This window comes from Bradyrhizobium sp. SZCCT0153 (genome assembly GCF_018129995.1).
Classification (GTDB): domain Bacteria; phylum Pseudomonadota; class Alphaproteobacteria; order Rhizobiales; family Xanthobacteraceae; genus Bradyrhizobium; species Bradyrhizobium japonicum_G.
Genome location: NZ_JAFCKS010000001.1, coordinates 264,897 through 288,512 on the forward strand (window position 1 = coordinate 264,897; position 23,616 = coordinate 288,512).

Sequence of the window (23,616 nt, forward strand, 5' to 3'; positions counted from 1 at the left end):
AGGGATGAGGGATGAGGGAGAAGAGTTCGGGCGAAGGAGCCTTGCGGACGAACCCTCCGTCCTCCGCGGGCAAAACATCCGGCCCGTCCCTCTCTCCGCGCGTCCCACACGTTCGGAGAGGGGGCTTTTCAGCTCGCGGCGGCATCGCTGTCGGGAAAAATCTGCGGCAGTTGCAGCCGCACGCGCGTCCCCGAGGAATCCGAATGCAGATCGAACGCCGCCCCGCAGCGCGCGGCGCGGCTCCTCATGTTGCGCAGGCCGCGCGCGGTCTGGCCTGCGCTCGCAACCTCGCCGGCGAGCGCGAAACCCTTGCCGTCGTCGGCAACGCTGATCACGCCATACGGCCCACGACCACCATGACCACCCGCTTGACCATCCCCCTGGCCATCGCCACGCGTCTCGATGGTGACGGTGATGTGGCGGGCCTGGGCGTGCTTGACCGCATTGGTCACGGCTTCGTCGAGGATGCGCACGATCTGGATGACGTGCCATGGCCTGAGCTCGGGATGCAGCGGCAGCCCCTGTGGCGTCGCCACGTGCCAGTCGAGCGCGATGTCGTGCGGTCGCAACTGCGCGGTCGCACGTTCGCGCCAGGAACCGAGTGCAAGCATCAGGTCGCCGCCGATGTCGTCCATGGAATCTATGACGAGGCGGAGGTCCTTCAGCGCGGCGCGGGCGGCGTCGGTGATGGTCGGGCCCTCATGGCCGCGCTCGGAGAGTGCGACGATGCTGACCAGCTGGCCGCCGAGGCCGTCATGCAGGTCCCGCATCAGCCGCGTGCGCTCATCGGCGAGCGCGGCGGCGCGGGCGCGCGCCTCCTCGCGGACGAAGCTCGCCTTCAGCCGCTCCTCGACCTCTCGCACGCGCGTCACGAGCTGGCCTGCAAAACTGTCGACCTGGTTCAACGCGCGGGCGAAGCGCCAGGTCAGGCCGGCGCCGATCGCGACCAGCATCGCCGAATAGGACAGGCGCGAGACGAAGATGCGCTCGTTGGACATGATCTCGAACACCGACAGCATGTCGTGGACCCAACAGGTCAGCACGATCGACACCGCGCAGCCGAGCGTGAAGCTGGCCGCGTCCTGCCGCCGCACCACCGCGGCCGCGGTCACGCAGGCCATCAGGAACAGGCAGACCCCGACCGTCGGGATGCCGAGAACGAGAAAGAGAATGCGCGGCAGCGGCGGGCCGGCGATCAGTCCGACGACGAACACGACAATCCCCGGCGCGAACAGCAGTGTGCCGTAGCGCGGCCAGCGCCAGCCGAAGAACAGCACGCCGAACACCACGATCAGCGCACTCTCCATCGGAGCGGACGCCAGCAGCACGGCGGCGAGCCGGGATACCGTGGCCGGCGGCACCGGCGGCGGCGAGAAGGCCTGGATGACGCCGAGCACCATTGCCGCGGCCAGCACGCCATAGACCGGCTCGCGGCGGCGCATCAGCCACATGATGGCGAGGATGACGGCGAGGATCGACTGCCAGGCGGAGAACACCACGGGCAATGTGACGAACAGCAGCGTGCGTGTTTCATAGGCGGGCCGCAAGGCGGCATCCGGGCCGACATAGACGGTGTCGAGAAAGCCCTTGAGCGGTCCCCACACCAGCAGCCGCACCGTGATCTCGTTCGCCCCCTCGCGCAGCAGCGAGGACGGGATCGCTGCGATCTGGGGTGTGTTCCGGTCGGGCCGGTTGGCATTGGCATCGCGCCGGGAATCCAGGACGACGACGCCGTTGACGGCGACCTCCACCGCGTTGCTGAAGCGCGGCAGGAATACCGACCATCCGGGCGCTGCATCGCCGCGGCGGAACGTGAAGGCGCCGGTGTAGAGCGGTGGGTCGGCGAGCGAATAGCGTGACGAGGTGAAATGCGGCAGCATCACGGGGCGCGCCACGCCGTCCTCCCGCAGCGAGAATTCGCCCAACGCAAAAGCGTCGGGATCGCTGGGCTGGAGCAGCCGCAGCCCGAGGATGGTGGCGACCACGATCAGCGCCTGGATCAGCAGATAAGGCACAAGGCGCGAGGCCAGCAGCCGGCGCCGCGCGGGTTTGACCGCTGCCTTTGCCGCGATCTCGCTCACAGCTTGATCAGGCCCTGCTGCACCGCCTCGAACACCGCTTCGCTACGGGTGTGCACTTCGAGCTTGCGATAGATGTTCTTGATGTGGCCGGGTACGGTCTGCCTGGAAAGGCCGAGATGGCTCGCGATCTCGGCGTAGCTGAACCCTTTTGCGATGCCCCAGAGGATGTCGATCTCGCGTGGAGTGAGTCTGGCGGTATTGAGCACGGGACCCGGCGGAGGCTCGGCCGAATTCTGCGCGGCACCTTGCGTTCTGCGCACGATGAAGCGGGCAATCGAGGCCGAGATCGGCGAATGGCCGGCGACCAGATCGCGCACGGTGGTGGCGATATCGGTGGGGAACGCATCCTTCAGGAGATAGCCGGTGGCGCCGACCGTGATCGCGGAGATGACACTCTCCTCGTCGCCGAGCGCCGAGATCACCATGATCTCGGTGTCGGGAAAGCGCTGCCTTGTCTCGCGGATCAGCTCGACGCCATGGCCGTCGGGCAGCCGCAGATCGGTCAGCAGCACACGCGGCGCACGCTCGCCGAGTCCGGTGCGGGCCTCGGCGAGCGTGCCGGCGCTGCGCACCTCGTAGCCGGTCTTGACCAGCGCGTCCTGGAGCCGCCAGCAGGTCGGCGCGTCGTCCTCGACGAGGAGGATGGTGATGGCTTCACCCGTCTCGCCCTGTTCGCTCATGTTCATCGTCCTGCACCGCGTGTCCCCCGCGGCGCAAGGCCAACTTTAGCGGCGGCGCGGACGCCGCGACACCCATAATCATGGGGGCCGAATAATCAGGGGGGCCAAGGCGGCGACACCGGAAACCGCTGCATCGTGATGTGCATGGTGTCGCTGGTCATGGGCCTGGCCTCTACCTGCCATTGCCGCGGCACGCGCCGCCGGGGCCGATATGGTAGCCGCGCGGGCAGGCATGCGCGGCCGGGTTGGCGTAATTTCTGAGGCAGCCGCCATTGGGGCCGCGGTGCCAGCCGGGGCCGCAGCCGCCGGCGACCGCGATGACGTCGCCATTCGCGCTCCCGCCGGGCGAGGCGAGCGGCATGGCCTCGGCAGAGCCCGTGATTGCGCCGAGCGCGAGGGCTGCGGCGAACATGGTTCGCATCATGTCTTGTGCTCCCGAATGCCGTTGCTTCAATGGCCGGCGGCGAACGCAATGCCGGCGCGCACCTCGGCGATCGCCTGGTCGATCAGCCCGAGCGCTTTCTCGCGATGGCCGCCCTTGTTCGGCTCGGCCTTGCCGAGCTCGGCGCGGGCGGATTGCAGGATCGCGATGGCTTGGTCCATGTGCGGCTGCGCGCCCAGCGCGTAACCGACGCAGAGGCTGGTCGCGATGCCGCCGCCGAGCACGAGGCTGCGGGGTAGAGAGGTTCGCATGTCTTCTTCTCCTCCAGCGGGCGTCAGGCTGAGGCCGCCCGTTTGCCCGGACGCAGTCCGTCATGTCGCGGAATGCCGCATCCGCCGCTTGAATAGGGCTCGCCCGTGCAGTCAGTCTTGGACTGTCCGGCGCCGGCGGCGTCGAGGCTTGGACTGACCGGCGCAGCTTGATTCACGTTGGCGTGCTGATACCCTGCGCTCGCCGGGCTTCAACAGGCGTTCGTTTCAGGCCTGGACAGACTTCGGCACGCTTTCGTGCACGAGCTTTTCCCAAAAGTCTTTCTTGGAAATTCTTTCGATGTCCGTCATCAGGAAGGCGCTCTCGACAGACATGCTGCCGCAGGACCTGTCCGACCGGCAGCGCTTCATCCGCTTCGCCGAGCTGTTCGAGCATTTCTCCAACACCGGCGAGCTCGATCCGGCCTCCGACGTGCCGTTCCGCGCCACGATGAACTCGATCCACATCGGCACCACCATGCTCGGGCGCTGCGACGGCAGCTTCGTGACGGTTCGGCGGGAAAAACGCCAGGTGCTCGAGACCGGCGACGACCGCTTTTGCCTCGCGCGCAACACGGGCGACCGCTCTTCGCAGGTGGTTCATCGCGGCCGCGAATTCACCATGCGGCCGGGATCGATGGTGCTGCTCAAGCTCGACGAGCCGTTCTTTGCCGCCGACGGCGCAAGCCACAAGCGCTTCACCAACGTGCATCTGCCGGTCGATACGCTGCGTGCGATGGTCGCCGACGTCGACGATCTTGTCGGCTGCGAGCTCGAGCCCGGCGGAGCATTGTCGCTGGCCATGGACTACAGCGATCTCCTGCTGCGTCATTCAACGGCGGCGGACGAAGCCGGAATGGCAATCGCTGCGCACCTGCTCGACCTCGCCGCGATCGGTCTCGGCGCCCGCAGCGATATCGCGACTGCGGCGCGACGCCGGGGCCTGCGCACCGTACGGGTCAAGGCCGTGCTGACGATCCTCGAGGCGCGCTTCCACGAACCGGATTTTTCCGCGCAGAGGTTAGCCGCCGCAGCCGGTCTCTCCGAACGGTACGTCAACGAGTTGCTGTTCGAGGCCGGCGCCAGCTTCACCACGCGCCTCAACGAGCTCCGCCTGCGCAAGGCGGCCGATCTTCTCGCCCATCGCGAAGGTCGCATCAGCGACATTGCCTTCGCCTGCGGCTTCAACGACCTCTCTTATTTCAACCGCTGCTTCCGCCGGAGGTTCGGGCTGACGCCGACGGCGGCACGCGGGAAGTAGCGAGACCGCACTCTATGAACTTTCCACCCTTGGCGGCGGATAGCGCCGGGCCAGCATCGACAGCGACAGTTGCCGTTCGTCCTCGGGCAGCGCCAGAAAGGCCAGCACCAGCGGCCGCTTCCAGTCGCCGACGCCGAAATCCATCGCCCTCCATTTCTGCGGCTCGGGGCCTTCGAGACCCCGGACCCAGACGAAATAGCGGGGAAGGTCGTCGGCGTCCGCTTGCGTCGTGCGTCCCCTGGCCATCCGAGCTGCTCGCTGCATCGATCTGAATTGCCACACGATATAGGGATAGGCGCGGCGAAGTCGAACCCGGCGAGGGAGGCTCGTGCCGGGAAGTACGCGGCTCTCTGCTGGCGAAGTGTCTCAGGACCCGGATGCGGGCCGTACGGCCGCACGCGCCGTCAGTGCCAGAGTTCGCAGGTTGCAACCCGATTGATGTCGGCGAGCCGCCGGCTGGGGTCGCCCTCGAGATCGAGGCTCGCGACCAGCGTCAGCAGGCGATGATAGGCGCCGTCAGCGATTTCGACGGGCAGCGGGGCTTCGTCGAATGTCTCGACATAGCTGCCGACGAGACCGCTCAACAGGCGGCACAGGCCGCGCTGTTCGGGATCGTCCCGGCCGAGCGTCTCGAGCTTTTGCTGGAAGATACGGAAGGTCCGCAAACCGTGGTGCTGCTGTGAAAGCCACGCGTGCAGGTCGTTCATATGAGCTCCTTCGAATGAGAGAAGAAGCTACCGGCTTATACAGTGCAGGTGTGACGATTGCCAGGGAGGGGAGGGGCTGGATTCGTTGAACCAGTCCGCCTTCGCCAAGGCTTCGGCGGGACAGCCTTCACCGCTTCGCATGGATAGGATTGCGCCTGGCTTGCCAAGCCGTAGCTGCGAAGCAGCGAAGGCTGGTGCCCCTGGCCGGAATCGAACCAGCACTCCTTGCGGAACTCGATTTTGAGTCGAGCGCGTCTACCAGTTCCGCCACAGGGGCCCTCGGTCGGCCCCAAACAGGGCGTCGCGAAGCCGGCGGACTATAGCTATGGACAAAGCGGGGTCAACCCGCGCCAAAGTGATCCCGGCTGTTCTCGACAGCCGCATGGGCCGGGGCTAGAGGCTTGGGAGCGCGACCCATCCGAAGAGGCTGCCGTGACGACCCAGAGTGCCGCAATACCTGCGTTCAAACCGGCGGCCACGAACCCCGCGCTGACCGCTTCGCTGCTCGTCACGCTGATTGCGGCAGCCACGATCGCGGGCGCCTGGTTCTTCCAGCTCGTGCTGGAGATCCTGCCCTGTCCGCTCTGCCTCGAGCAGCGTTACGCCTATTATCTCGCGATCCCGCTTGGCGCGCTCACGGCGCTTGCGGCGCGGAGCGGCGCGCCGCGGCCGCTGCTGCTCGCGGCCCTCGCGATCCTGGCGCTGGCGACCCTCGCCAATGCCGGGCTCGGCACCTATCACTCCGGCGTCGAATGGGGTTTCTGGAAGGGACCGACCGACTGCTCCGGTCCCGTCGTCAAGCTCGGCAATGCCGCCGATCTCCTGTCGAAGCTCGACACCGTGAAGGTGGTGCGCTGCGACGAGGTGCAGTGGCGCTTCCTCGGGCTCTCCCTCGCCGGTTACAACGTGCTGATCTCGCTGCTCATGGCCGCGACCGCCGCTTGGGGATTCGTGGCAACGGCGAAGCGCTAGAGCTTAGTCGTCCACGTCGTCCTGCGTGCGCCCGAACAGGTGCACGATACCCGGCGTCGCGATCGTCACGAACACGAAGCGCGACAGATGATGGGCGCCGACGAAGATCGGGTCGATGTGCAGCGTCAGGGCCAGTGCCAGCATGGCGTCCATCGCGCCCGGCGCGTAGGCGACCACGACGTCCGAGAACTTCACCTGCGTGGTGAGCGCCACGATGCCGACGAAGATCGCGGAGACGGCGATGGCCACCGCAAACGAGCCCAGCGCCGCGTTGATGTGGCCGGCGAGCGTCCTGATCCGCATCCGCGCGAAGCGGCTGCCGATCAGGGCGCCGATGCCGACCAGCGCCACGCCGCGCACCCAGTCCGGCAGGCCGCCCTCGACCCAGCCTGCGCCATGCAGCACGCTGGAGCCGATCATCGCGCCGAACATCCAGCTCGCCGGAAACCTGATCAGGCGCAGCAGGAGTGCCGCGGCCAGTGAGGCCGCGACCAGTTCGACGAGGTCGAGCGGCGAGGCAATCGTCGTCGTCAGCGATGGCGCGACGGAGGGCGCCACGCCGGCGAGCGCCAGCACCAGTGGCAGCGCCGCGGTGAGGATGATGACGCGCATGGTCTGCACCACCGCAATGCCCGGCAGGTCGGCGCCGCGCTCGACCGCCAAAATCGTGATCTGCGACAGCGCGCCGGGACTGCCGGCGAGGAAGGCCGAGGTGCGGTCCCAGCCGTGGACACGCTGGAGGTAATAGCTCGAGCCGAAGGTCGAGCAGAAGGTCGCGAGCGCAAGCAGGCCGATGGTGAGCGGATACGCGCTGACCTGTTGCAGCAGGTGGCGCGAGACGACCGATCCCAGCGAGATGCCGAGCAGCACCAGCACGGTCTGGGTCAGGATCGGCGGCAGCGCCAGCTGGCGGCCGGCGACCGCGGCGATCCCGACCGCGATCATCGAGCCCGAGATCAACCCGCCGGGCAGGCCCGCGAGCAGAAACACGAGGCCTCCGGCGGAGCCGATGACGAGCGTCTCCACCGTGCTCAAGATCTTGGCACGGCTCGGCCATTCGAACGGCAGGGAGGCGGTGATTTGCTTCACGCCACCTTATCGCAAATCAGCGAGAGGCGCACAATTGCAGGCTCGTCATGCCGCAATGCGCGCGCCACTCGCCGACCCTCGCGAACCGTATTGTGCCGGATTTACTTCTTGTCGGCCGCGGGGGCGGCGGTGCCGGCCTTCGCTTCCTTCTTGCACTCGCGGCGGAATTTCTTGCGCTCCTTGCCCTTCAGCCCCTTGGCGTCCGCCTGCTTCGAGCATTCGAGCGACTCGGCCGAGCGCTCCTTCGTTACCTTCTTGTCGGCGGTGGTAGCTGCGTCGGTCTTGGCCGCCGGCGCGGCGGTCTGCGCGAAGGCAGTGCCGGTGGCGAGCAGGGAGGCGAGGGCGACGACGGCGAGGCGAGACGTGAAGGTCATGGTGTTGCACTCATCTTGCGAGAATGGCGAAGGGTTGGGACCGTCGGCTCGCCTTGCTGAACGCGACATGAATAATCCGAACCGGCGGGATCACTATATTTTGGCGGCAGGAGCCATCGCTTCCTTGTCGCCAATCGCCGGCACGCTAGGATAGCAATCCTCGTTTCACTTCCCCCGGGGGAAGACCAAGGAGGAGACCCAAGGATGACCATTCGATCAAAATTGCTGTGTGCGGTGGCTTTGTCGGGCTTCGCGGCGCTGGTGGTGAGCGCGCCGGCGCAGGCTCTGACCTCGCAGGAGTGCAGCGCGAAATACCAGGCCGCCAAGAAGGACGGCTCGCTCGGCACCACGAAGTGGAATGACTTCCGCAAGGCCCAGTGCGGTGCGGACGCGACGCCTGCGGCTGCGCCGACCGCGGCCGCGCCTGCCGCTCCCGCCGAGCCGAAGCAGGCGAAGAAGGAGGCCGCCCCCGCTGCCGCGCCGACCCTGCCGGCCGGCCCCGCGATCTATCCGAACGCGGTCGATCCGAAATATGCCAAGGAGACCGCCGGCAAGGCGCGCCTCCACACCTGCGTCGACCAGTACAACGCCAACAAGACCACCAATGGCAATGGCGGCATGAAGTGGATCGAGAAGGGCGGCGGCTATTACAGTGAATGCAACAAGAAGCTGAAGGGCGCCGCCTGAGCTTCGACCTGATGCGATGGCCGGAGCAAAGCTCCGGCCATTTCGCTTGATCCGATGGCCTAGCCCAACAGCTTCTCGGCCGATTTCGCCACCAGGTGCGTGCGCTTGCGCGGGCTGCGCTCGACGAACAGCAGGCTCTGGCCGAAGATGAAGCAGTAGAACAGGAAGGCCTGTGCTTCCGCCTCGTCGGCTTCGAGGCCAGTCGCGCGATAGAGCTCAGCGACATGCTTGAGCCGCGCCGCGTCCACGTTCGCTACCGCTGCTGCGGCGCTCTCGTCCGAGCGGGCCCATTGCCGGATCGCCAGCTCGATCGCCATGCCCTCCGGATTGAGCCGCTCGGAATAAAGCTGGATCACGGCCCTCAGCCGATCGCGGGGTTTCTGCCCGTCGAGGCTCGTCTGCTGAGCGATCGCCGCCGAGCGCCCCTCGCGCCAGCGCTCCAGCATGGCGCCGAGTAGCGCGGCACGGTCGGCGAAGCGGCGGTAGAAGCCGCCCTTGGTGACGCCGAGGTTCTTGGCCAGCACCTCGACCCGCACCCCCTCGACTCCCGAGCGCGCGAGTTCGGTAAACCCCGCCTCGACCCAGACGTCACCCTTGCCGTCGCTCATGAAGGAAGCCTCACCGGTTCTTGATACGGTGCCGTATTGCTAACGCGAGGGCACCTTGATACGCTACCGTATCAAAGATCGAAGGGCGGAAAAGAACAAGGGAGGACTGGCGATGGCGCAGGGGGCGACCTATCGCGGCACGGTCTATCCGTGGCAATGCGATCACGTCGGCCACATGAACATCATGTGGTATGTCGGCAAATTCGACGAGGCCAACTGGAATCTGTTCGCCCGCCTCGGACTGACGCCGAGCTATCTGCGCAGCTCCGGCCGCGGCATGGCCGCCGTGCAGCAGAACATCACCTACAGGCGCGAGCTCCTCGCCGGCGACATCGTCGAGATCCGCAGCCATCTGCTCGAGCTTCGCGACAAGTCGATCTGCTTCCGGCACGACATGGCCAACGCCGAGACCGGCGAGATCGCCGCGTTTTGCGAGATCACGGGCGTGCACATGGATCGCAGCCAGCGCAAATCGGTGCCGTTCATGGATGCCATCCGCGAGATCGCCTCGAGGCATCTCGCTGCACCCGCCGAGGTCTGAACCATGGCCGCATTCGAGCCGAAAAACCCGGGCTATCGCGCGGCGGCCATCGCCATGTTCGACGGCCAGACGGCGATGCACACGCTCGGCATCGTGATCGTCCGCCTTGCGCCGGGCGAGGTCGAACTGGCAATGCTGCACTCGAGGGCTTTCACGCAGCAGAACGGCTTTGTTCATGCCGGCATCATCACGGCGGGGCTCGACAACGCCTGCGGCGTTGCCGCCTTCACCTTGATGCCGCGCGAGGCGGATATCCTTACCGTCGAGTTCAAGACCACGCTGCTCGCGCCAGCCCGCGGCGAGCGTTTCGTTTTCAAGGCCGAAGTCGTCAAGCCAGGCCGTACGCTGACCTTCTGCGAGGCCAGGGCGTTTGCCGAGCATGACGGCAAGACCACGCTGATTGCCACCATGACCGGAACGCTGATGGCGATGCTGCCCCGGGCTACGGCATCGCAGGTGGCGGCCCCGGTCCGCGCATAGCATCGCGGTGACATCGCGCCCGCAACGCTCTATATGACCCGTAACATTTCCCGGTCCCGAACCGTATTTGCGGCGATGGGACCGAAACGGGACGAGATATGGCTGAATTCAGGAACAAGGGCCTTGTGCCGACGCGGCGCGCGGCGCTGACGCTGATCGGGGCGGGCGCTCTCGCCGCGACCGGCGGGATTACCTTGGCGCGTGCGGCTACCGACGATGACGAGGTGCTGACCGAAGCCAAGGTGCTGCGCGATCCCGATGTTCCTGTCGCCGGAAATCCCGACGGCAATATCAGCATCATCGAATGGTCCGACTACAATTGTCCCTATTGCCGCAAGCTCGAGCCCGAGCTGCGCCAGGTCGTCCAGGACGACGGCAAGGTCAGGCTGGTGATGAAGGACTGGCCGATCCTCGGACCGGTCTCGGTCACGGCGGCGCGGATCGCGCTCGCGGCCAAATATCAAGACAAGTACCATCAGGCCCATGACGCCATGATGGCTGTGAGCTCGCGCCTGACCGAGCCGCGTATCAACGAGCTGCTCGCGTCTGCCGGTGTCGACATGGATCGCCTGAAGCGCGACCTTGCCGATCGCGCCAAGGACATCGATGCCGTGCTCAAGCGCAACAACGACCAGGCTGAAGCCTTCGGCTTCCGCGGCACACCGTCCTTTATCGTCGGCAAGTACCGCGTACCGGGCGTTCTGAGCATGACCGAGTTCGAACAGGTCATCGCCGACGCCCGCAAGGCCAAGATGAACTGACGCGCCGATCGCCAGCAACGCAAAGGCGCCGCCGCGAGCCGCGACGGCGCCTTGTTCATTGGTCGGTGGCGTTACTTCGAGAAGTTATTTGGACGAGATGCGGACCCAGTCCTTGTGCGCGCGATCCTGCAGCGCGTTCCAGTCGGCCTTGGCGACGTCCCAGTTCACGATGGTGCGATTGGCCGTCGCGACCTCGCCGTTGGCGACCGACGATGTTTGCATCGAGTCATACACGTACACGCCGCAGCCGAGCAGCAGCGCTCCCAAGATCATTCCGAAAAAAGTCTGCATGGCGAACCTCCGGTGACGGGCGATAACGTCGGCCCGGAGTGATGGTTCCGCAGCAGTACGGCGCAGGCAAGGAGAGGTTGTTCATTCTCCATTCAGCCACTCCACCAGCTCCACGTTGATCTCGCGCGGATAGGTGTGGCTGAGGTCGTCGATTTCGCGATAGACGACATCGGCGCCGGCGGCGGAGAGGGCCGCCTGCGTCTGCCGCGCGGTCTGCACCGGAAACATCCAGTCGAGCTTGCCGTGGGTGATGAAGATCGGCAGGCGCTGCAGGCGTGCGGCGTCGGCCATTTCGGCCATCAACGGATGGAAGGTCGCCGACACCGGCGCGAGATGCGTGAAAGGCGAGGCGCCATCGAGCCCGGTGACGTAGCAGAAGGTGCCGCCGTCGCTCATGCCGGTCAGCAGCATGCGCGAGGCGTCGATGGTCCAGCGGCCGCGCACGGTTTCGAGAATCCGCATGAGGTTTGGTGTGTCGGAATCGCCACCCATCAGCGCCCAGGTCGGGCCGGTCGCGGTCGGCGTCACCAGGATCGCGCCCAGGGTGCGGGCGTCGCGCAGCCAGCTCCACAGAAAACCGCGGCCGTTGCCGCTGCCGCCATGCAGCGCCATCACCAGCGGCATGGCGCGGTCGGGCGTGTAATATTCGGGCACGTAGACCGAAAAGCCGCCGCGGGTGCCGGGCTCGTTGTGATCGTGGAAGATTCCGCTGTGCTCGCCTTGGACTGCTTCCAGCCGCGACAGCAGGTCGGTATTCTCGCGATTGGCGGCGTTGAGGAAGAAGCTGCTCACCGGCGGAAACTGCACCGCCAGCGGATAGAGTGCCTCCTGGGCGCGCGGCACGTGGCGCATCGCGCGGAAGACGGCGACGAGATCGCCGTTGCCGCGCTCGACCTCGCGGATGCCGGCAAAGGCGGCGAGCGTCTCGTCGCAGGCGCGATCGAGCCGCTCGCGCAGTCCGGCGAACTGCTCCGGCCAGGCGCCGATCGCCGTGCGCGCCGTTTGCAGCGTCTCGTCCGGCGTGCCGATCGCATTCATCACCGAGCCAAAGGCCGGCGGATGCAGATGCCGGGCGAAGAAGCCGAGTGCTTCCAGTGCATTGAGCAGCCGCGGCAGCACGGTCACGATGTCGTCGATGACCGCCTCGCTCATCGCCGCTTGTCCTTGCCTTGGTTCGGTTTGTCAGTGCAGCTTCGGCGCCTTCAAGAGCTTGAAGCGATCGGTCGAGGTCACGGTGACGTCGAAGGTGACGCCCTCATGGTGCACGGTCAGCGGCACGTCGACACCGGCGGCGCCGAGCCCCCACAGCTTCTTGTAAAAGCCGGTCTGGCTCGTCACCTTCTCGCCGTCGACAGCGAGGATGACGTCGCCGGTCTTGAGCTCGGCACGAGCGGCCGGACCGTTGGCGGAGATCCCGATCACCACCACGCGGTTGTCGATCTCGGTCGAAAACAGTCCGAGCCACGGCCGTGCCGGCTTGTTGACGCGGCCGAACCTGCGCAGATCGTCAAGGATGGGTTTCAACAGGTCGATCGGCACGATCATGTTGACGTGCTCGGCCTTGCCGTCGCGTTCGCGTTCGAGCTGGAGCGAGCCGATGCCGATCAACTCGCCGCGCTCGTTGAGGAGCGCCGTGCCGCCCCAGTTCGGGTGCGCGGGATGGGTGAAGATGGCCTCGTCCAGCAGATATTCCCAGTAGCCTGCGAATTCCTGCTTGGCCACGATCTGGCTCGCGACCGAGCGCGTGCGTCCGCCGGCGCCGCCGACCACGACGCGGTCGCCGAGCCGGGTCTCGGCCGAGATGCCTAGCGGCAAGGGTTCGACGTCGAGCCGGCCGAGCGCCTGCACCAGGCCAAAGCCGGTGACGGAATCGAAGCCGAGCACATGTCCCTCCACCACGCGCCCGTCGCCGACATGCAGCCACACGGACTCGGCTTCGGTGATGAGATAACCGATGGTGAGCACCAGCCCCTCGTCGATCACGACGCCATTGCCGGCGCGTTCGGTGCCCAGCGTCTCGGCGCTGAAGGCGTCTGGTGGGATGATGGCGTGCAGGCCGACGACGGAGGCTAGCGCGCGGTCGAGATCGAAACCGTAATCGCTCGCACGCGGCTGATTGGCCGGCGGCACTCTCCATTCGGTCAGGGCGGGCATGGAGTTCTCCTGGCTGAGTGCATCGCCCGCCGCGGCTAGCGGAAAGACGCGCGAAGCACGCATAATTTAGGCCGGTGGAGGCCGTCTTGAAAGCCTCGTCCCCCAACTATTCCGGAGAACGCCGCGTGAAATATTCGAAATGTACGGGGCGGTTCGCGCGCGGTCGGCAAGCAGGTGGTCGTTCGATCCGGCATCCGCCGCATGGCTGGTGTCCGGCGAGGTGCTAGGCGCCATGCAGTGAAGCTGCTAACCATTGCCGCTTCGTTTGACCCAGGGATCACGGACCGAAGCATGGACAATCGCAGCGACATCTGGCGTGGCATCGACACGATCAAGGCGCGTTTCATCGACCTCAGCGACAAGGTCTGGGGCATGCCGGAGGTCTGCTACACCGAAGCGCGGTCCGCCGCCGAGCATCTCGCCGAGCTCCGCCACCAGGGTTTCCGCATCACCGAGCAGGTCGCGGGCATTCCGACCGCGGTGTTGGGCGAATGGGGTGAGGGCGGACCGGTCATTGCCTTCATGGGTGAATATGATGCGCTGCCGGGCCTCAGCCAGGAGGCCGGCGTTGCCGAGCACCGTCCGGTCGAGACCGGCGGCCACGGCCATGGCTGCGGTCACAATCTGCTCGGTTCCGCGGCGCTGCTCGCCGCCACCGCGGTGAAGGACTGGCTCGCCGAGAACAAGGTGCCGGGCCGCGTGCGCTATTACGGCTGCCCGGCCGAAGAGGGCGGCGCGGCAAAAGCGTTCATGGTGCGCTCCGGTGCATTCGAGGATGCCGACATCGCCATCACCTGGCATCCGCACAGCTTCTGGGAAGTGGCGGTGACGCCGTCGCTCGCCAACACGCGCGCAGACTTCATCTTTACCGGCCGCACCTCGCATGCCGCGGCTTCCCCGCATCTCGGCCGCTCCGCGCTCGACGCGGTGGAATTGATGAATGTCGGCGTGAACTACATGCGCGAGCACATGCCGAGCGATGCGCGCGTGCATTACGCGTTGCTGGACACCGGCGGCATTGCCCCCAACGTGGTGCAGGCGCATGCGCGCGTGCGCTACTCGATCCGCGCCCGCGATCTGCCCGGCATGAACGAGCTCGTCGGACGCGTGAGCAAGATCGCAGATGGCGCAGCGTTGATGACCGAGACCAAGGTCGAGATGAAGATCATCTCCGCGGTCTCCAACATCCTGCCGAACACGCCGCTGGAGCAGGCGCTGCATCGGGTCATGGAAGAGCTCGGACCGCCGCATTTCGACGACGCGGACAAGGGTTTTGCCAGCCAGATCCGCGCGACGCTGAGCGACAAGGACATCGCGTCGGTCTATTACGCGATCGGCATGGAGCCGACCGATCGGCCGCTGGCCGACTTCCTGGTGCCGCTCGATGCCAAGCGCAACCCGCTGGTCGGCTCGACCGACGTCGGCGATGTGAGCTGGGTCGTGCCGACCGTGCAGGTTCACGCACCGACGGTTGCAATCGGCACGCCGTTCCACACCTGGCAGGTGGTGGCGCAGGGCAAGAGCGGACACGCCCACAAGGCGATGGTGCAGGCTGCCAAGGCGATGGCGGGTATCGGCATCAAGGCGCTGACGGATCCGGAGCTGATCAAGGCCGCCAAGGCTGACCTCAAGAAGCGGACTGCCAAGACACCTTATGTCTGCCCGCTGCCGGACCACGTGGCGCCGCCGCTCAACATGTCCGTGGCGTAGAATTTCGCCTCGATACTTCGTCTGATGTGGCGAACAAATTTTCTGCAGTGCAACGCGGAATCCGGCGTGTTTTAGCGCCGGATTGCCGAACGCTTGGGCTGCGGAACATGGTTTTGCCCAACAGACAGCCACAACACTGTTTGCATACACACGGTCGCAGTTGACGCGCGGCCCATTCGGTGTGCCATCTACCGCGAGCCAAAACCCGGCGGCCGCCCCGCGGCTGCCTTCATCCATACGGGAACCAGACGGGGGACAACCATGCTGGATAAAGAACTGCGTTCGATGATCGGCGACGTGAAGGACGGGCGAATGGATCGCCGCGCCTTCATCAAGCGCATGGTCGCTGTCGGTCTCACCGCTCCCCTCGCCAATCAGATCCTCGCGCTCGGCGGCGTTGCCATGGCCGAGGGCGCCTCGACATACAAGCCGACCAAGCGTGGCGGCGGCGGTGCGCTGAAGCTGCTGTGGTGGCAGGGCCCGACCCTGCTCAACCCGCATTTCGCCACCGGCACCAAGGACCAGGATGGCTCGCGCCTGTTCTACGAGCCGCTCGCCTGTTGGGATCCGGACGGCAACATGAAGCTGGTGCTGGCGACGGAGATTCCGTCCATCCAGAACGGCCTGCTCGCGGCCGACGGCAAGTCGGTGACCTGGAAGCTGAAGCCCGGCGTGAAGTGGCACGACGGCAAGCCGTTCACGGCCGACGACCTCGTGTTTACATGGCAGTATGCCAAGGACCCCGCGACCGCAGCCGTCACGATCGGTGTCTATCGCGATATCACGGTCGAGAAGATCGACGATCTGACGGTCAAGATCACCTTTCCCAAGTCGACTCCGTTCTGGGCCGATGCCTTCGTCGGTGCGGGAGCAGGCCAGATCCTGCCGAAACATCTGTTCGCCGATTTCATCGGCTCGAAATCGCGTGAGGCTCCGACCAATCTCGCACCAGTGGGCACCGGCCCCTACAAGTTCGTCGAGTTCAAGCCGGGCGACCTCATCCGCGGCGTGATCAATCCCGACTACCACATGGCCAACCGGCCCTATTTCGATTCGATCGAGATGAAGGGCGGCGGCGACGCCGTCTCGGCGGCGCGCGCGGTGATCCAGACCGGCGAATATGATTTCGGCTGGAACATCCAAGTCGAGGACGATGTTCTGCTGCGCCTGGAGAAGGGTGGCAAAGGCAAGACGGTCTATGCCGTGGGGGGGGATACCGAGTTCATCGCGCTCAATTTCACCGATCCGAACGTCGAGGTCGATGGCGAGCGCTCGTCGATGAAGACCAAGCATCCGCTGTTCTCGGATCCGGTCGTGCGCAAGGCGCTGTCCCTGCTGGTCGATCGCGAGTCCGTCAAGAAGGCGATCTACGGCCGCGCCGGCCGCACCACCGCGAACTTTCTCAATGGCCCCGAGAAGTTCGTCTCGAAGAACACCAGCTGGGAATTCAACATCGAGAAGGCCGCCAAGATGCTCGACGACGCCGGCTGGAAGCCCGGCGCCGACGGCATCCGCGAGAAGGACGGCAAGAAGCTGAAGCTGCTGTACCAGACCTCGATCAACGGTCCGCGCCAGAAGACCCAGGCCATCGTCAAGCAGGCCTGTCAGAAGGCCGGCATCGACGTCGAGCTGAAGTCGGTGGTGGCCTCGGTGTTCTTCTCGTCCGACGTCGCCAATCCCGACACCTATCCGAAGTTCTACGCCGACCTCGAGATGTTCCAGATCCCGCTGAGCCAGCCGGATCCGTCGCAGCACATGCGCCGCTATTTGTCCAACAGCGTCGCGACCAAGGAGAACAAGTGGCAGGGCACCAACTTCCCCCGTTGGGTGAACAAGGAGTACGACGAGGCGATCACGGCGGCCGATATGGAAATGGACCCGGTCAAGCGCGCCGCGTACTACATCAAGGCCAACGATCTGATGTGGCAGGACACCGTGTTCATCCCCGTGATGCATCGTCTCAAGGTCGAGGCAGCCGCGAACAATTTGCGTCCGGTGATTTCGGGCTGGGCCAACGAAACCGACAATCTGTTCGACTGGTACCGCGAGGAATGATCCCCAAGCTCTAGACGGGGCCTTCCCTCATGAGTCAATACGTTCTGCGTCGCCTGCTGATCGCGATTCCGAGCCTGCTCGGGATCTCGGCCGTGCTGTTCTTCGTGCTGGCGCTTGCGCCCGGCGATCCATTCTCGGAGCTGGCGACGAACCCGAACGTCCCGCCCGAAGTGCAGGCCGCACTTCGGGCCAAGTTCGGCCTCGATGATCCGATTTACCTCCGCTACCTGCACTGGCTCAACGCCATGCTGCACGGCGACTGGGGCTTCTCCTTCGTCAGCCGGATGGACGTTGACAAGCTGATCCTCCAGCGCCTGCCGACTACGCTCTATGTGATCGGCTCGGCGCAGATCCTGGCGCTGCTGATCGCGATTCCCGTCGGCGTCTATGCCGCGACGAAGCCGTATTCGCTGTTCGACCAGGTCGCCAACACGCTCGCCTTCGTCGGCTTCTCGCTGCCGACCTTCTTCACGGGCATCCTGTTCATCCTGATCTTCTCGGTGACGCTGGACTGGCTGCCGTTCGTCTACACCACCGACATCAAGGCAACCGGAATTCACTGGGTGCTCGAGATGATCCGTCAGGCGATCATGCCGGTGGCGGTGCTCGGCCTGTTCCAGGCGGCGTCGATGACGCGTTTCGTGCGCTCGGCAATGCTCGACGTGATCCGGCTCGACTATGTCACCACCGCGCGGGCCAAGGGGCTCGGGCAGGCCACGGTCATCGTAAAGCATGTGATGCGCAACGCCATGATCCCGGTCGTGACGCTGATCGCGTTGCAGATCCCCGCAGTGTTCGGCGGCGCCATCGTCACCGAGCAGATCTTCCGCATCCCCGGCATCGGCTCGCTGCTGATCTCCTCCATCCTTTCCAACGACACGCCGGTGGTGATGGCCGTCACTTTCGTCTTCGCGTGCCTGGTGGTCCTGTTCAATCTCATCGCGGACGTCCTTTATGGCTGGCTTGACCCTCGCATCTCCCTCCGCTGAGCGGCGGGTCTACTCGCCCTGGCGCGAGACGTGGCGGCGCTATAGCCGCCACAAGCTTGCCGTCGTCAGTGCGTTCCTGCTCCTCATTCTGATCCTGGCGGTGGTGGCTGGCCCCTTCATCTGGCGCGTCAAGATCGACGACATCGATATCGTGGCCGGCTTGCAGGGGCCGTCGCTCGCCCATCCCTTCGGCACCGACGATCTCGGGCAGGACATCCTCGCCCGCATGATCTATGGCGGGCGTATCTCGCTCGCGGTCGGCCTTGCCGCGATGCTGGTCTCGGTCTTCATCGGCGTGCTGGTCGGCGCGCTCGCCGGCATGTCGCGCGGTGCGCTCGGTCATGGGCTGATGTGGCTCACCGATCTCTTTTTGTCGTTGCCGCAATTGCCACTGCTGCTGCTGCTCATCTATCTCTTCCGGGACGGGCTCAAGGCCGCATTCGGCCCCGAAGGCGGCATCTTCATCCTGATCGTGCTTGTGATCGGCGGCCTGCGCTGGATGCCGGTCGCTCGCCTCGTGCGCGCGCAGTTCCTGTCGATCCGCGAGAAGGAGTTCGTCGAAGCCGCGCGCGCGCTCGGAGCCAGCCCGGTGCGGCAGGTGGTGCGCCACATCCTGCCCAATGCGCTCGGTCCGGTGATCATCGCCGGCACCATCGACGTCGCCGCCGCCATCATCGCGGAATCGACGCTGTCCTTCCTCGGCCTCGGCTTTCCGCCGGATACCCCGACCTGGGGCCGGCTGCTCTATGATGCCAAGGACTTCCTCGACATCGGCCCGCACTGGGCGCTGTTTCCGGGCGGCGCGATCTTCATCGCGGTGGTCGCCATCAACTTCATCGGCGACGGCCTGCGTGACGCGCTCGATGCGCGGCGGGTGATCTGATGGCGCCACTGCTCGAGATCAAGGGCCTGAAAACCCATTTCTCCACCGACGACGGCATCCTTCAGGCCGTCGACGGCGTCGACATCTCGATCAACCGTGGCGAGACGCTCTGTGTCGTCGGCGAATCCGGCTGCGGCAAGACCGTGACCGCGATGTCGATCCTGAAGCTGATCGCGATGCCGCCGGGCCGCATCGCGGCGGGCCAGATCATCTTCGAGGGCCGCGATCTCGTGCCGCTGACGAGCAGTCAGCTCGACGAGATCCGCGCCAAGGAGATCGGCTTCATCTTCCAGGAGCCGATGACCTCGCTCAATCCGGTGCTCACGATCGGCGAGCAGATCGCCGAAAGCCTGCGCCGCCATGAGAACGTCACCAGGAAGCAGGCGATCGAACGCACCATCGAGATGCTCAAGCTGGTGCAGATTCCCAACGCCGAAGGCCGCGTGCACAATTATCCGCACCAGTTCTCCGGCGGCATGCGTCAGCGCGTGATGATCGCGATGGCGCTCGCCTGCAAGCCGAAGCTGATCATCGCCGACGAGCCCACCACCGCGCTCGACGTCACCATCCAGGCACAGATCCTCGATCTGCTCCAGGACATGAAGGAGCGCTTCGGCATGGCGGTGATGCTGATCACCCATGCCATGGGCGTCGTTGCCGAAACCGCGCAACGCGTCGTCGTGATGTATGCCGGCAAAGTGGTCGAGGAAGCGCCGGTCGACGATCTGTTCAGCAACCCGGGCCATCCCTATACGCAAGGGTTGATCCGTTCGATTCCGCGCATCGACCTGGACAGCGAGCACAAGACGCGGCTCGAGGCGATCGGCGGCTCGGTGCCGATCCTGATCAACCCGCCGGTCGGCTGCCGCTTTGCGCCGCGCTGCAAGTTCGCAATGAACGTCTGCACCGAGAAGGAGCCGCTGCTGCGCGAGATCGCACCCAGCCATCGCATGGCCTGTCATCTCGGCGATACGCAGTTGGGAGGTGCGGCATGACCGAGCCCTTGCTCCGCGTCAGCGGCCTGAAGAAATATTTCCCCGTGCTCGGCGGCCTGCTGTCGCGCCAGGTCGGCACCGTCTATGCGGTCGACGGCGTGTCGTTCTCGGTCAATCGCGGCGAGACGCTCGGTCTCGTCGGCGAATCCGGCTGCGGCAAGTCGACGACGGGACGCTGCGTGCTGCGCCTGATCGAGCCGACTGACGGCGAGGTTACTTTCGACGGCCAGGACGTGCGCCAGCTCGGCGGCAACGATCTGCGCGCGATGCGGCGGAACATGCAGCTCGTGTTCCAGGATCCGTTCGCCTCGCTCAATCCGCGCATGACGGTCGGCGCCATCCTCGGCGAGGCGCTCGTGATCCATAAGCTTGGTTCATCGGCCAAGGAGCGTGAGGATCGCGTCGCGAGCCTGCTGGTGAAGGTCGGTCTCAAGGCCGAGCACATGCGGCGCTATCCGCACGAATTCTCCGGCGGCCAGCGCCAGCGCATCGTGATCGCCCGCGCGCTCGCGGTCGAGCCGAAGCTGATCGTCTGCGACGAGCCGGTGTCCGCGCTCGACGTGTCGATTCAGGCCCAGGTCATCAACCTGCTGGAAGATCTCCAGGCCGAGCTGAACCTCACCTATCTCTTCGTCGCGCACGACCTCTCGGTGGTCGAGCACATCTCCGACCGCGTCGCGGTGATGTATCTCGGCCGCATCGTCGAGCTGGCGAAGGCGAACGACCTCTACCGCAACCCGCAGCATCCCTACACCAGGGCGCTCCTGTCAGCGGTGCCGGTGCCGGATCCCAAGCTCAAGCGCGAGCGCATCCGTCTCAAGGGCGACGTGCCGAGCCCGATGAAGCCGCCGTCCGGCTGCCACTTCCACACCCGCTGCCCGATCGCCCAGCCGCGCTGCGCCGAAAGCGCGCCGGAGCTGAAGGAGGGAGCAGGCGGGCACTTCGTGGCGTGCCATCTCGCCTGAAGGGGACTTTACCCGTCAAGCGTAAACCCGACCCGCAGCGTCACTTGATAGTGGCGGACCGCGCCGTTTTCAATGTGGCCGCGCGTCTGCGTGACCTCGAACCATTTCATTTCGCGAATGGTCTTGGCGGCGCGGCCGATTGCGTTCTTGATCGCATCCTCGATCGAGGTCTCGGACGACCCGACCAGCTCCAGGATCTTGTAGACGTGATCGTTCTCGGCTGTGGGCATCGCTATTCTCCCCTGCTGTGGCGGGACCGGATACGACCGTCGCGGACGGTCAGCGCCCGCAAGACATCCGCCCCTCGACTCTGAACGGACGCAGGCGCTTAGGGTTCCGTCCTGGGCGACGGCCCGCCAGCTGCTGTCACGAATTTTGGTCGATTTCTTGCGAGTGCACGAAAATGTGGGTCGCGTGTGCGGGCGGCGCTTTCGAATTGGCGTACCGTACAATGGCTGCTCTTGCCCGTCCCGATGCGGGCGATCTAACCTCCATCCGTTCCTGGCAATTTCGAAGCGCGGTGATGATCGAGCGTTGGACGGGGGGCGCTCTGGCTGCGGTCGGTCTCTGCGCTGTGCCCGCACCAGGCATTGCGCAAGACGAGCTCGACGGCGCGCCGGTGAGCATGTCGCTGCAGGTGACGACCGATCCTTCCACCTTCGAATGCCGACGGCCAGGTCTACGACCCCGACCGTATCATGTTCCTGCGCAACTATTCGACCAGATGCAGCGCGCCACCATCGAGGGCGTGCCGATTCGGCAAGCGTTTCGGCCTCTACCGCGTTGACTTCGAGACCCAGGCAAGGGTCCCGAAGCTGAGCGCGGCATTCTATCTCGACGTGGTGGCAAGGAATGCGATCGGGATGTGAGACCAGAGCCTACGGATCCAGTTCCGTATCCCAGTAGAGATAGTCCAGCCAGCTGTCGTGCAGATAGTTCGGCGGGAACAGGCGGCCGTTGCGGTGGAGCTGATGCACGGTCGGGGCGAAGGCGTGCTGGCGCGGAAACATTTTTGCCTGCACCGGCGTAAGATTGCCCTTGCGCAGATTGCAGGGCGAGCACGCCGCGACCACGTTCTCCCAAGTGGTCTGGCCACCTTTGCTGCGCGGGATGATGTGATCGAAGGTGAGGTCTTCGGGCGAGCCGCAATATTGGCAGGCGAAACGATCGCGCAGGAAGACGTTGAACCGGGTGAATGCGGGGTGGGTGGTCGGCTTGACGAAGGATTTGAGCGAGACCACGCTAGGCAGCTGCATTTGCAGCGTCGGGCTATGGACCGCCTGATCGTAATGCGCGACGATGTTGACGCGGTCGAGGAACACCGCCTTGATCGCGTCCTGCCACGACCACAGAGACAGTGGGTAGTAACTCAGCGGCCGGAAGTCCGCGTTCAGCACCAACACCGGCCAACTGCCTTGCGAGACATGTGCGTTCAAGTAACGCTCCCGGCCTCCATGTACGCTGCGAAGCAGCATGTATTGACATACTACATGCAGCGTGACGGGATTGTGAAGCCCGTTGAGCGACTTATTCAGGCGCAAGCAATACGGCGGCGGGGTGGCAAAACGCTCAAAAACGCCGCGATCTGGGGAGCCGCCGCCGGGACGACGTTGGGGGACGACGGCGTTCAATAACGCGGCGGCCTTGCTGGGCAGCTAGCCCTGCAGCCGTTCCAGCTTCTGCAGGCATCGTGTCGCGCGCACCGTGGCCGGCATTTCCTCGTCCGGGAAGCTGGTGTCCCAGTTGGTTACGCCAACCTCGCCGACATAGATGTCGCCGCGTGAATCCAGTGCGATGCCGTGGGGTGCCAGGAACTTTCCGCTGGCAACGCCCGGCCCTTCCTCGCCTCCCAGCCGCGCGATGCGTTTTCCCTTGGCGTCGACGATCGACAGCCGCGGGCCGAGATTGGGGACATTGCGATTGATGGCGAGCCCCGGGCCGAGCTCGCCGATCACGAAGGTCGGGGTCTTGCCGCCGCCGCAGCAGCACAGCGCGCAGGGGCGATGCAGATTGTTCCACTGCGTTTCGTATTTGCCCTCGCCGTTGAACACCTGAACGCGGTGGTTCTCGCGGTCGGCGACATAGACCCAGCCGTCGGCATCGGTGGCGATATTGTGCACGATGTTGAACTGGCCGGGGTCGGTGCCGGGCTCACCCCAGCTTTTGATCAGCTTGCCGTCGGGGGTGTATTTGTGCACGCGCGCATTGCCGTAGCCGTCGGACACGTAGATCTCGCCCTTCGGCGACAGCGCCGTGTGGGTGCAGCGGTGGAACGGCTCGCCGCTCATGAACGGGGACGGCTTAGCCGGGATGCCGATCGTCAGCAGCACCTTGCCGTCGGTGGTGCATTTTCGCACGGTGTGGTCGCCGTCGTCGGTGCAGTAGAGATTGTCGTCGGCGTCGATGTGCAGCCCGTGGGCGCGCGAGAACAGCCCTTCGCCGAAACTGCGCAGGAAATTGCCTTCGCGGTCGAGCACGACCATCGGATGGGCGCCGCGGTTGAAGACGTAGACGCGGTCCTTGCTGTCGACCGCGACGGACGCGACGTCGGTCAATTGCCAGCCTTCCGGCAGCTTTGCGAAGTTTTCGACGACGCGGTAGCGATGCTCGCCGGTGCCGAGAATGGCTGGCATTGGTTTCTCT

Annotated in this window: 27 protein-coding genes, 1 tRNA gene and 1 pseudogene; 13 read left to right on the top strand and 16 right to left on the bottom strand. The window is 65.4% G+C overall.

The window, feature by feature from the left end:
* Window positions 1-128: 128 nt before the first annotated feature.
* From JQ572_RS01340 to JQ572_RS01355, 4 genes are all read right to left on the bottom strand, one after another.
* Window positions 129-2,081, bottom strand: coding sequence for a sensor histidine kinase (locus JQ572_RS01340; RefSeq protein ID WP_211381189.1), 1,953 nt, complete (start codon window positions 2,079-2,081; stop codon window positions 129-131).
* Window positions 2,078-2,761, bottom strand: a complete 684-nt coding sequence (locus JQ572_RS01345) for a response regulator (protein WP_211381190.1) — start codon at window positions 2,759-2,761, stop codon at window positions 2,078-2,080. The genes JQ572_RS01340 and JQ572_RS01345 overlap by 4 nt, the downstream gene beginning before the upstream one ends.
* A 172-nt stretch (window positions 2,762-2,933) precedes the next feature.
* On the bottom strand, window positions 2,934-3,185 hold the full coding sequence (locus tag JQ572_RS01350) for a GCG_CRPN prefix-to-repeats domain-containing protein (RefSeq protein ID WP_372703193.1): 252 nt from the start codon (window positions 3,183-3,185) through the stop codon (window positions 2,934-2,936).
* Between the two features lie 26 nt (window positions 3,186-3,211).
* A complete protein-coding gene (locus JQ572_RS01355) occupies window positions 3,212-3,454 on the bottom strand; it encodes a hypothetical protein (protein WP_211381191.1) in 243 nt (80 codons plus the stop codon).
* Window positions 3,455-3,752: 298 nt separating this feature from the next.
* On the opposite strand from JQ572_RS01355, the gene JQ572_RS01360 reads away from it, so the two are divergent.
* Entirely contained in the window at window positions 3,753-4,712 is a 960-nt protein-coding gene (locus JQ572_RS01360) for a helix-turn-helix transcriptional regulator (RefSeq protein WP_211381192.1), read from the top strand.
* Between the two features lie 12 nt (window positions 4,713-4,724).
* Here JQ572_RS01360 and JQ572_RS01365 read toward each other — a convergent pair whose 3' ends face one another.
* From JQ572_RS01365 to JQ572_RS01375, 3 genes are all read right to left on the bottom strand, one after another.
* Window positions 4,725-4,958 (bottom strand): hypothetical protein, encoded by a 234-nt coding sequence (locus JQ572_RS01365; RefSeq protein WP_211381193.1) that lies wholly within the window; start codon window positions 4,956-4,958, stop codon window positions 4,725-4,727.
* Window positions 4,959-5,116: 158 nt separating this feature from the next.
* On the bottom strand, window positions 5,117-5,419 hold the full coding sequence (locus tag JQ572_RS01370; RefSeq protein ID WP_211381194.1) for a hypothetical protein: 303 nt from the start codon (window positions 5,417-5,419) through the stop codon (window positions 5,117-5,119).
* 192 nt (window positions 5,420-5,611) lie between these two features.
* Window positions 5,612-5,696 (bottom strand) — tRNA-Leu (locus JQ572_RS01375).
* A gap of 155 nt (window positions 5,697-5,851) precedes the next feature.
* Between JQ572_RS01375 and JQ572_RS01380 the strand changes: the two genes are divergently transcribed.
* A complete protein-coding gene (locus JQ572_RS01380) occupies window positions 5,852-6,391 on the top strand; it encodes a disulfide bond formation protein B (protein WP_211381195.1) in 540 nt (179 codons plus the stop codon).
* 3 nt (window positions 6,392-6,394) lie between these two features.
* Here JQ572_RS01380 and JQ572_RS01385 read toward each other — a convergent pair whose 3' ends face one another.
* Window positions 6,395-7,480 (bottom strand): AbrB family transcriptional regulator, encoded by a 1,086-nt coding sequence (locus JQ572_RS01385; RefSeq protein ID WP_211381196.1) that lies wholly within the window; start codon window positions 7,478-7,480, stop codon window positions 6,395-6,397.
* 101 nt (window positions 7,481-7,581) lie between these two features.
* A complete protein-coding gene (locus JQ572_RS01390) occupies window positions 7,582-7,854 on the bottom strand; it encodes a PsiF family protein (RefSeq protein ID WP_211381197.1) in 273 nt (90 codons plus the stop codon).
* Window positions 7,855-8,058: 204 nt separating this feature from the next.
* Between JQ572_RS01390 and JQ572_RS01395 the strand changes: the two genes are divergently transcribed.
* Window positions 8,059-8,541: a hypothetical protein gene (locus JQ572_RS01395; RefSeq protein ID WP_211381198.1), complete on the top strand. Its 483-nt coding sequence runs from the start codon at window positions 8,059-8,061 to the stop codon at window positions 8,539-8,541.
* A gap of 59 nt (window positions 8,542-8,600) precedes the next feature.
* Here JQ572_RS01395 and JQ572_RS01400 read toward each other — a convergent pair whose 3' ends face one another.
* On the bottom strand, window positions 8,601-9,149 hold the full coding sequence (locus tag JQ572_RS01400; RefSeq protein ID WP_211381199.1) for a TetR/AcrR family transcriptional regulator: 549 nt from the start codon (window positions 9,147-9,149) through the stop codon (window positions 8,601-8,603).
* Window positions 9,150-9,261: 112 nt separating this feature from the next.
* On the opposite strand from JQ572_RS01400, the gene JQ572_RS01405 reads away from it, so the two are divergent.
* From JQ572_RS01405 to JQ572_RS01415, 3 genes are all read left to right on the top strand, one after another.
* Entirely contained in the window at window positions 9,262-9,690 is a 429-nt protein-coding gene (locus tag JQ572_RS01405; protein WP_211381200.1) for an acyl-CoA thioesterase, read from the top strand.
* A gap of 3 nt (window positions 9,691-9,693) precedes the next feature.
* Window positions 9,694-10,170: a PaaI family thioesterase gene (locus tag JQ572_RS01410; RefSeq protein ID WP_211381201.1), complete on the top strand. Its 477-nt coding sequence runs from the start codon at window positions 9,694-9,696 to the stop codon at window positions 10,168-10,170.
* Between the two features lie 98 nt (window positions 10,171-10,268).
* Entirely contained in the window at window positions 10,269-10,931 is a 663-nt protein-coding gene (locus JQ572_RS01415) for a DsbA family protein (RefSeq protein WP_211381202.1), read from the top strand.
* Between the two features lie 84 nt (window positions 10,932-11,015).
* Here JQ572_RS01415 and JQ572_RS01420 read toward each other — a convergent pair whose 3' ends face one another.
* The 3 genes from JQ572_RS01420 to JQ572_RS01430 form a co-directional block, all read right to left on the bottom strand.
* A complete protein-coding gene (locus JQ572_RS01420) occupies window positions 11,016-11,222 on the bottom strand; it encodes a hypothetical protein (protein ID WP_045005422.1) in 207 nt (68 codons plus the stop codon).
* An 81-nt stretch (window positions 11,223-11,303) separates the two neighbouring features.
* Entirely contained in the window at window positions 11,304-12,374 is a 1,071-nt protein-coding gene (locus JQ572_RS01425; RefSeq protein WP_211381203.1) for a carboxylesterase family protein, read from the bottom strand.
* 30 nt (window positions 12,375-12,404) lie between these two features.
* Window positions 12,405-13,376: a S1C family serine protease gene (locus JQ572_RS01430; RefSeq protein ID WP_211381204.1), complete on the bottom strand. Its 972-nt coding sequence runs from the start codon at window positions 13,374-13,376 to the stop codon at window positions 12,405-12,407.
* Between the two features lie 291 nt (window positions 13,377-13,667).
* Here JQ572_RS01430 and JQ572_RS01435 point away from each other — a divergent pair, with 291 nt between their 5' ends.
* From JQ572_RS01435 to JQ572_RS01460, 6 genes are all read left to right on the top strand, one after another.
* A complete protein-coding gene (locus JQ572_RS01435) occupies window positions 13,668-15,086 on the top strand; it encodes a M20 family metallopeptidase (RefSeq protein ID WP_211381205.1) in 1,419 nt (472 codons plus the stop codon).
* A gap of 261 nt (window positions 15,087-15,347) precedes the next feature.
* The gene (locus JQ572_RS01440; protein WP_211381206.1) at window positions 15,348-17,141 is read left to right on the top strand and encodes a peptide ABC transporter substrate-binding protein; all 1,794 of its coding nucleotides are present in this window, start codon (window positions 15,348-15,350) and stop codon (window positions 17,139-17,141) included.
* Between the two features lie 29 nt (window positions 17,142-17,170).
* A complete protein-coding gene (locus tag JQ572_RS01445; protein ID WP_211381207.1) occupies window positions 17,171-18,130 on the top strand; it encodes an ABC transporter permease in 960 nt (319 codons plus the stop codon).
* The gene (locus JQ572_RS01450; protein WP_211381208.1) at window positions 18,096-19,013 is read left to right on the top strand and encodes an ABC transporter permease; all 918 of its coding nucleotides are present in this window, start codon (window positions 18,096-18,098) and stop codon (window positions 19,011-19,013) included. Before JQ572_RS01445 ends, JQ572_RS01450 begins: the two co-directional genes overlap by 35 nt.
* Window positions 19,013-20,008 (top strand): ABC transporter ATP-binding protein, encoded by a 996-nt coding sequence (locus JQ572_RS01455; RefSeq protein WP_211381209.1) that lies wholly within the window; start codon window positions 19,013-19,015, stop codon window positions 20,006-20,008. Before JQ572_RS01450 ends, JQ572_RS01455 begins: the two co-directional genes overlap by 1 nt.
* Window positions 20,005-20,973, top strand: coding sequence for an ABC transporter ATP-binding protein (locus tag JQ572_RS01460; protein WP_211381210.1), 969 nt, complete (start codon window positions 20,005-20,007; stop codon window positions 20,971-20,973). The genes JQ572_RS01455 and JQ572_RS01460 overlap by 4 nt, the downstream gene beginning before the upstream one ends.
* A gap of 8 nt (window positions 20,974-20,981) precedes the next feature.
* On the opposite strand, the gene JQ572_RS01465 is transcribed toward JQ572_RS01460, so the two are convergent.
* On the bottom strand, window positions 20,982-21,203 hold the full coding sequence (locus JQ572_RS01465) for a dodecin (protein ID WP_211381211.1): 222 nt from the start codon (window positions 21,201-21,203) through the stop codon (window positions 20,982-20,984).
* Between the two features lie 438 nt (window positions 21,204-21,641).
* Between JQ572_RS01465 and JQ572_RS01470 the strand changes: the two are divergent.
* Window positions 21,642-21,842, top strand: a pseudogene (locus JQ572_RS01470) (beta-glucosidase); the annotation flags it as partial.
* A 9-nt stretch (window positions 21,843-21,851) separates the two neighbouring features.
* On the opposite strand, the gene JQ572_RS01475 reads toward JQ572_RS01470, so the two are convergent.
* Window positions 21,852-22,409 (bottom strand): HNH endonuclease, encoded by a 558-nt coding sequence (locus JQ572_RS01475; RefSeq protein WP_018316280.1) that lies wholly within the window; start codon window positions 22,407-22,409, stop codon window positions 21,852-21,854.
* Between the two features lie 219 nt (window positions 22,410-22,628).
* The gene (locus JQ572_RS01480) at window positions 22,629-23,606 is read right to left on the bottom strand and encodes a peptidyl-alpha-hydroxyglycine alpha-amidating lyase family protein (protein ID WP_211381213.1); all 978 of its coding nucleotides are present in this window, start codon (window positions 23,604-23,606) and stop codon (window positions 22,629-22,631) included.
* Window positions 23,607-23,616 lie beyond the last annotated feature (10 nt).

Coding starts and splice junctions, on each gene's coding strand:
- JQ572_RS01445 (WP_211381207.1), top strand. CDS start 17,171: ATGAGTCAATACGTTCTGCGTCGCCTGCTGATCGCGATTCCGAGCCTG.
- JQ572_RS01430 (WP_211381204.1), bottom strand. CDS start 13,376: ATGCCCGCCCTGACCGAATGGAGAGTGCCGCCGGCCAATCAGCCGCGT.
- JQ572_RS01360 (WP_211381192.1), top strand. CDS start 3,753: ATGTCCGTCATCAGGAAGGCGCTCTCGACAGACATGCTGCCGCAGGAC.
- JQ572_RS01410 (WP_211381201.1), top strand. CDS start 9,694: ATGGCCGCATTCGAGCCGAAAAACCCGGGCTATCGCGCGGCGGCCATC.
- JQ572_RS01440 (WP_211381206.1), top strand. CDS start 15,348: ATGCTGGATAAAGAACTGCGTTCGATGATCGGCGACGTGAAGGACGGG.
- JQ572_RS01425 (WP_211381203.1), bottom strand. CDS start 12,374: ATGAGCGAGGCGGTCATCGACGACATCGTGACCGTGCTGCCGCGGCTG.
- JQ572_RS01345 (WP_211381190.1), bottom strand. CDS start 2,761: ATGAGCGAACAGGGCGAGACGGGTGAAGCCATCACCATCCTCCTCGTC.
- JQ572_RS01465 (WP_211381211.1), bottom strand. CDS start 21,203: ATGCCCACAGCCGAGAACGATCACGTCTACAAGATCCTGGAGCTGGTC.
- JQ572_RS01370 (WP_211381194.1), bottom strand. CDS start 5,419: ATGAACGACCTGCACGCGTGGCTTTCACAGCAGCACCACGGTTTGCGG.
- JQ572_RS01455 (WP_211381209.1), top strand. CDS start 19,013: ATGGCGCCACTGCTCGAGATCAAGGGCCTGAAAACCCATTTCTCCACC.
- JQ572_RS01365 (WP_211381193.1), bottom strand. CDS start 4,958: ATGGCCAGGGGACGCACGACGCAAGCGGACGCCGACGACCTTCCCCGC.
- JQ572_RS01450 (WP_211381208.1), top strand. CDS start 18,096: ATGGCTGGCTTGACCCTCGCATCTCCCTCCGCTGAGCGGCGGGTCTAC.
- JQ572_RS01400 (WP_211381199.1), bottom strand. CDS start 9,149: ATGAGCGACGGCAAGGGTGACGTCTGGGTCGAGGCGGGGTTTACCGAA.
- JQ572_RS01405 (WP_211381200.1), top strand. CDS start 9,262: ATGGCGCAGGGGGCGACCTATCGCGGCACGGTCTATCCGTGGCAATGC.
- JQ572_RS01415 (WP_211381202.1), top strand. CDS start 10,269: ATGGCTGAATTCAGGAACAAGGGCCTTGTGCCGACGCGGCGCGCGGCG.
- JQ572_RS01420 (WP_045005422.1), bottom strand. CDS start 11,222: ATGCAGACTTTTTTCGGAATGATCTTGGGAGCGCTGCTGCTCGGCTGC.
- JQ572_RS01460 (WP_211381210.1), top strand. CDS start 20,005: ATGACCGAGCCCTTGCTCCGCGTCAGCGGCCTGAAGAAATATTTCCCC.
- JQ572_RS01390 (WP_211381197.1), bottom strand. CDS start 7,854: ATGACCTTCACGTCTCGCCTCGCCGTCGTCGCCCTCGCCTCCCTGCTC.
- JQ572_RS01355 (WP_211381191.1), bottom strand. CDS start 3,454: ATGCGAACCTCTCTACCCCGCAGCCTCGTGCTCGGCGGCGGCATCGCG.
- JQ572_RS01435 (WP_211381205.1), top strand. CDS start 13,668: ATGGACAATCGCAGCGACATCTGGCGTGGCATCGACACGATCAAGGCG.
- JQ572_RS01395 (WP_211381198.1), top strand. CDS start 8,059: ATGACCATTCGATCAAAATTGCTGTGTGCGGTGGCTTTGTCGGGCTTC.
- JQ572_RS01480 (WP_211381213.1), bottom strand. CDS start 23,606: ATGCCAGCCATTCTCGGCACCGGCGAGCATCGCTACCGCGTCGTCGAA.
- JQ572_RS01350 (WP_372703193.1), bottom strand. CDS start 3,185: ATGATGCGAACCATGTTCGCCGCAGCCCTCGCGCTCGGCGCAATCACG.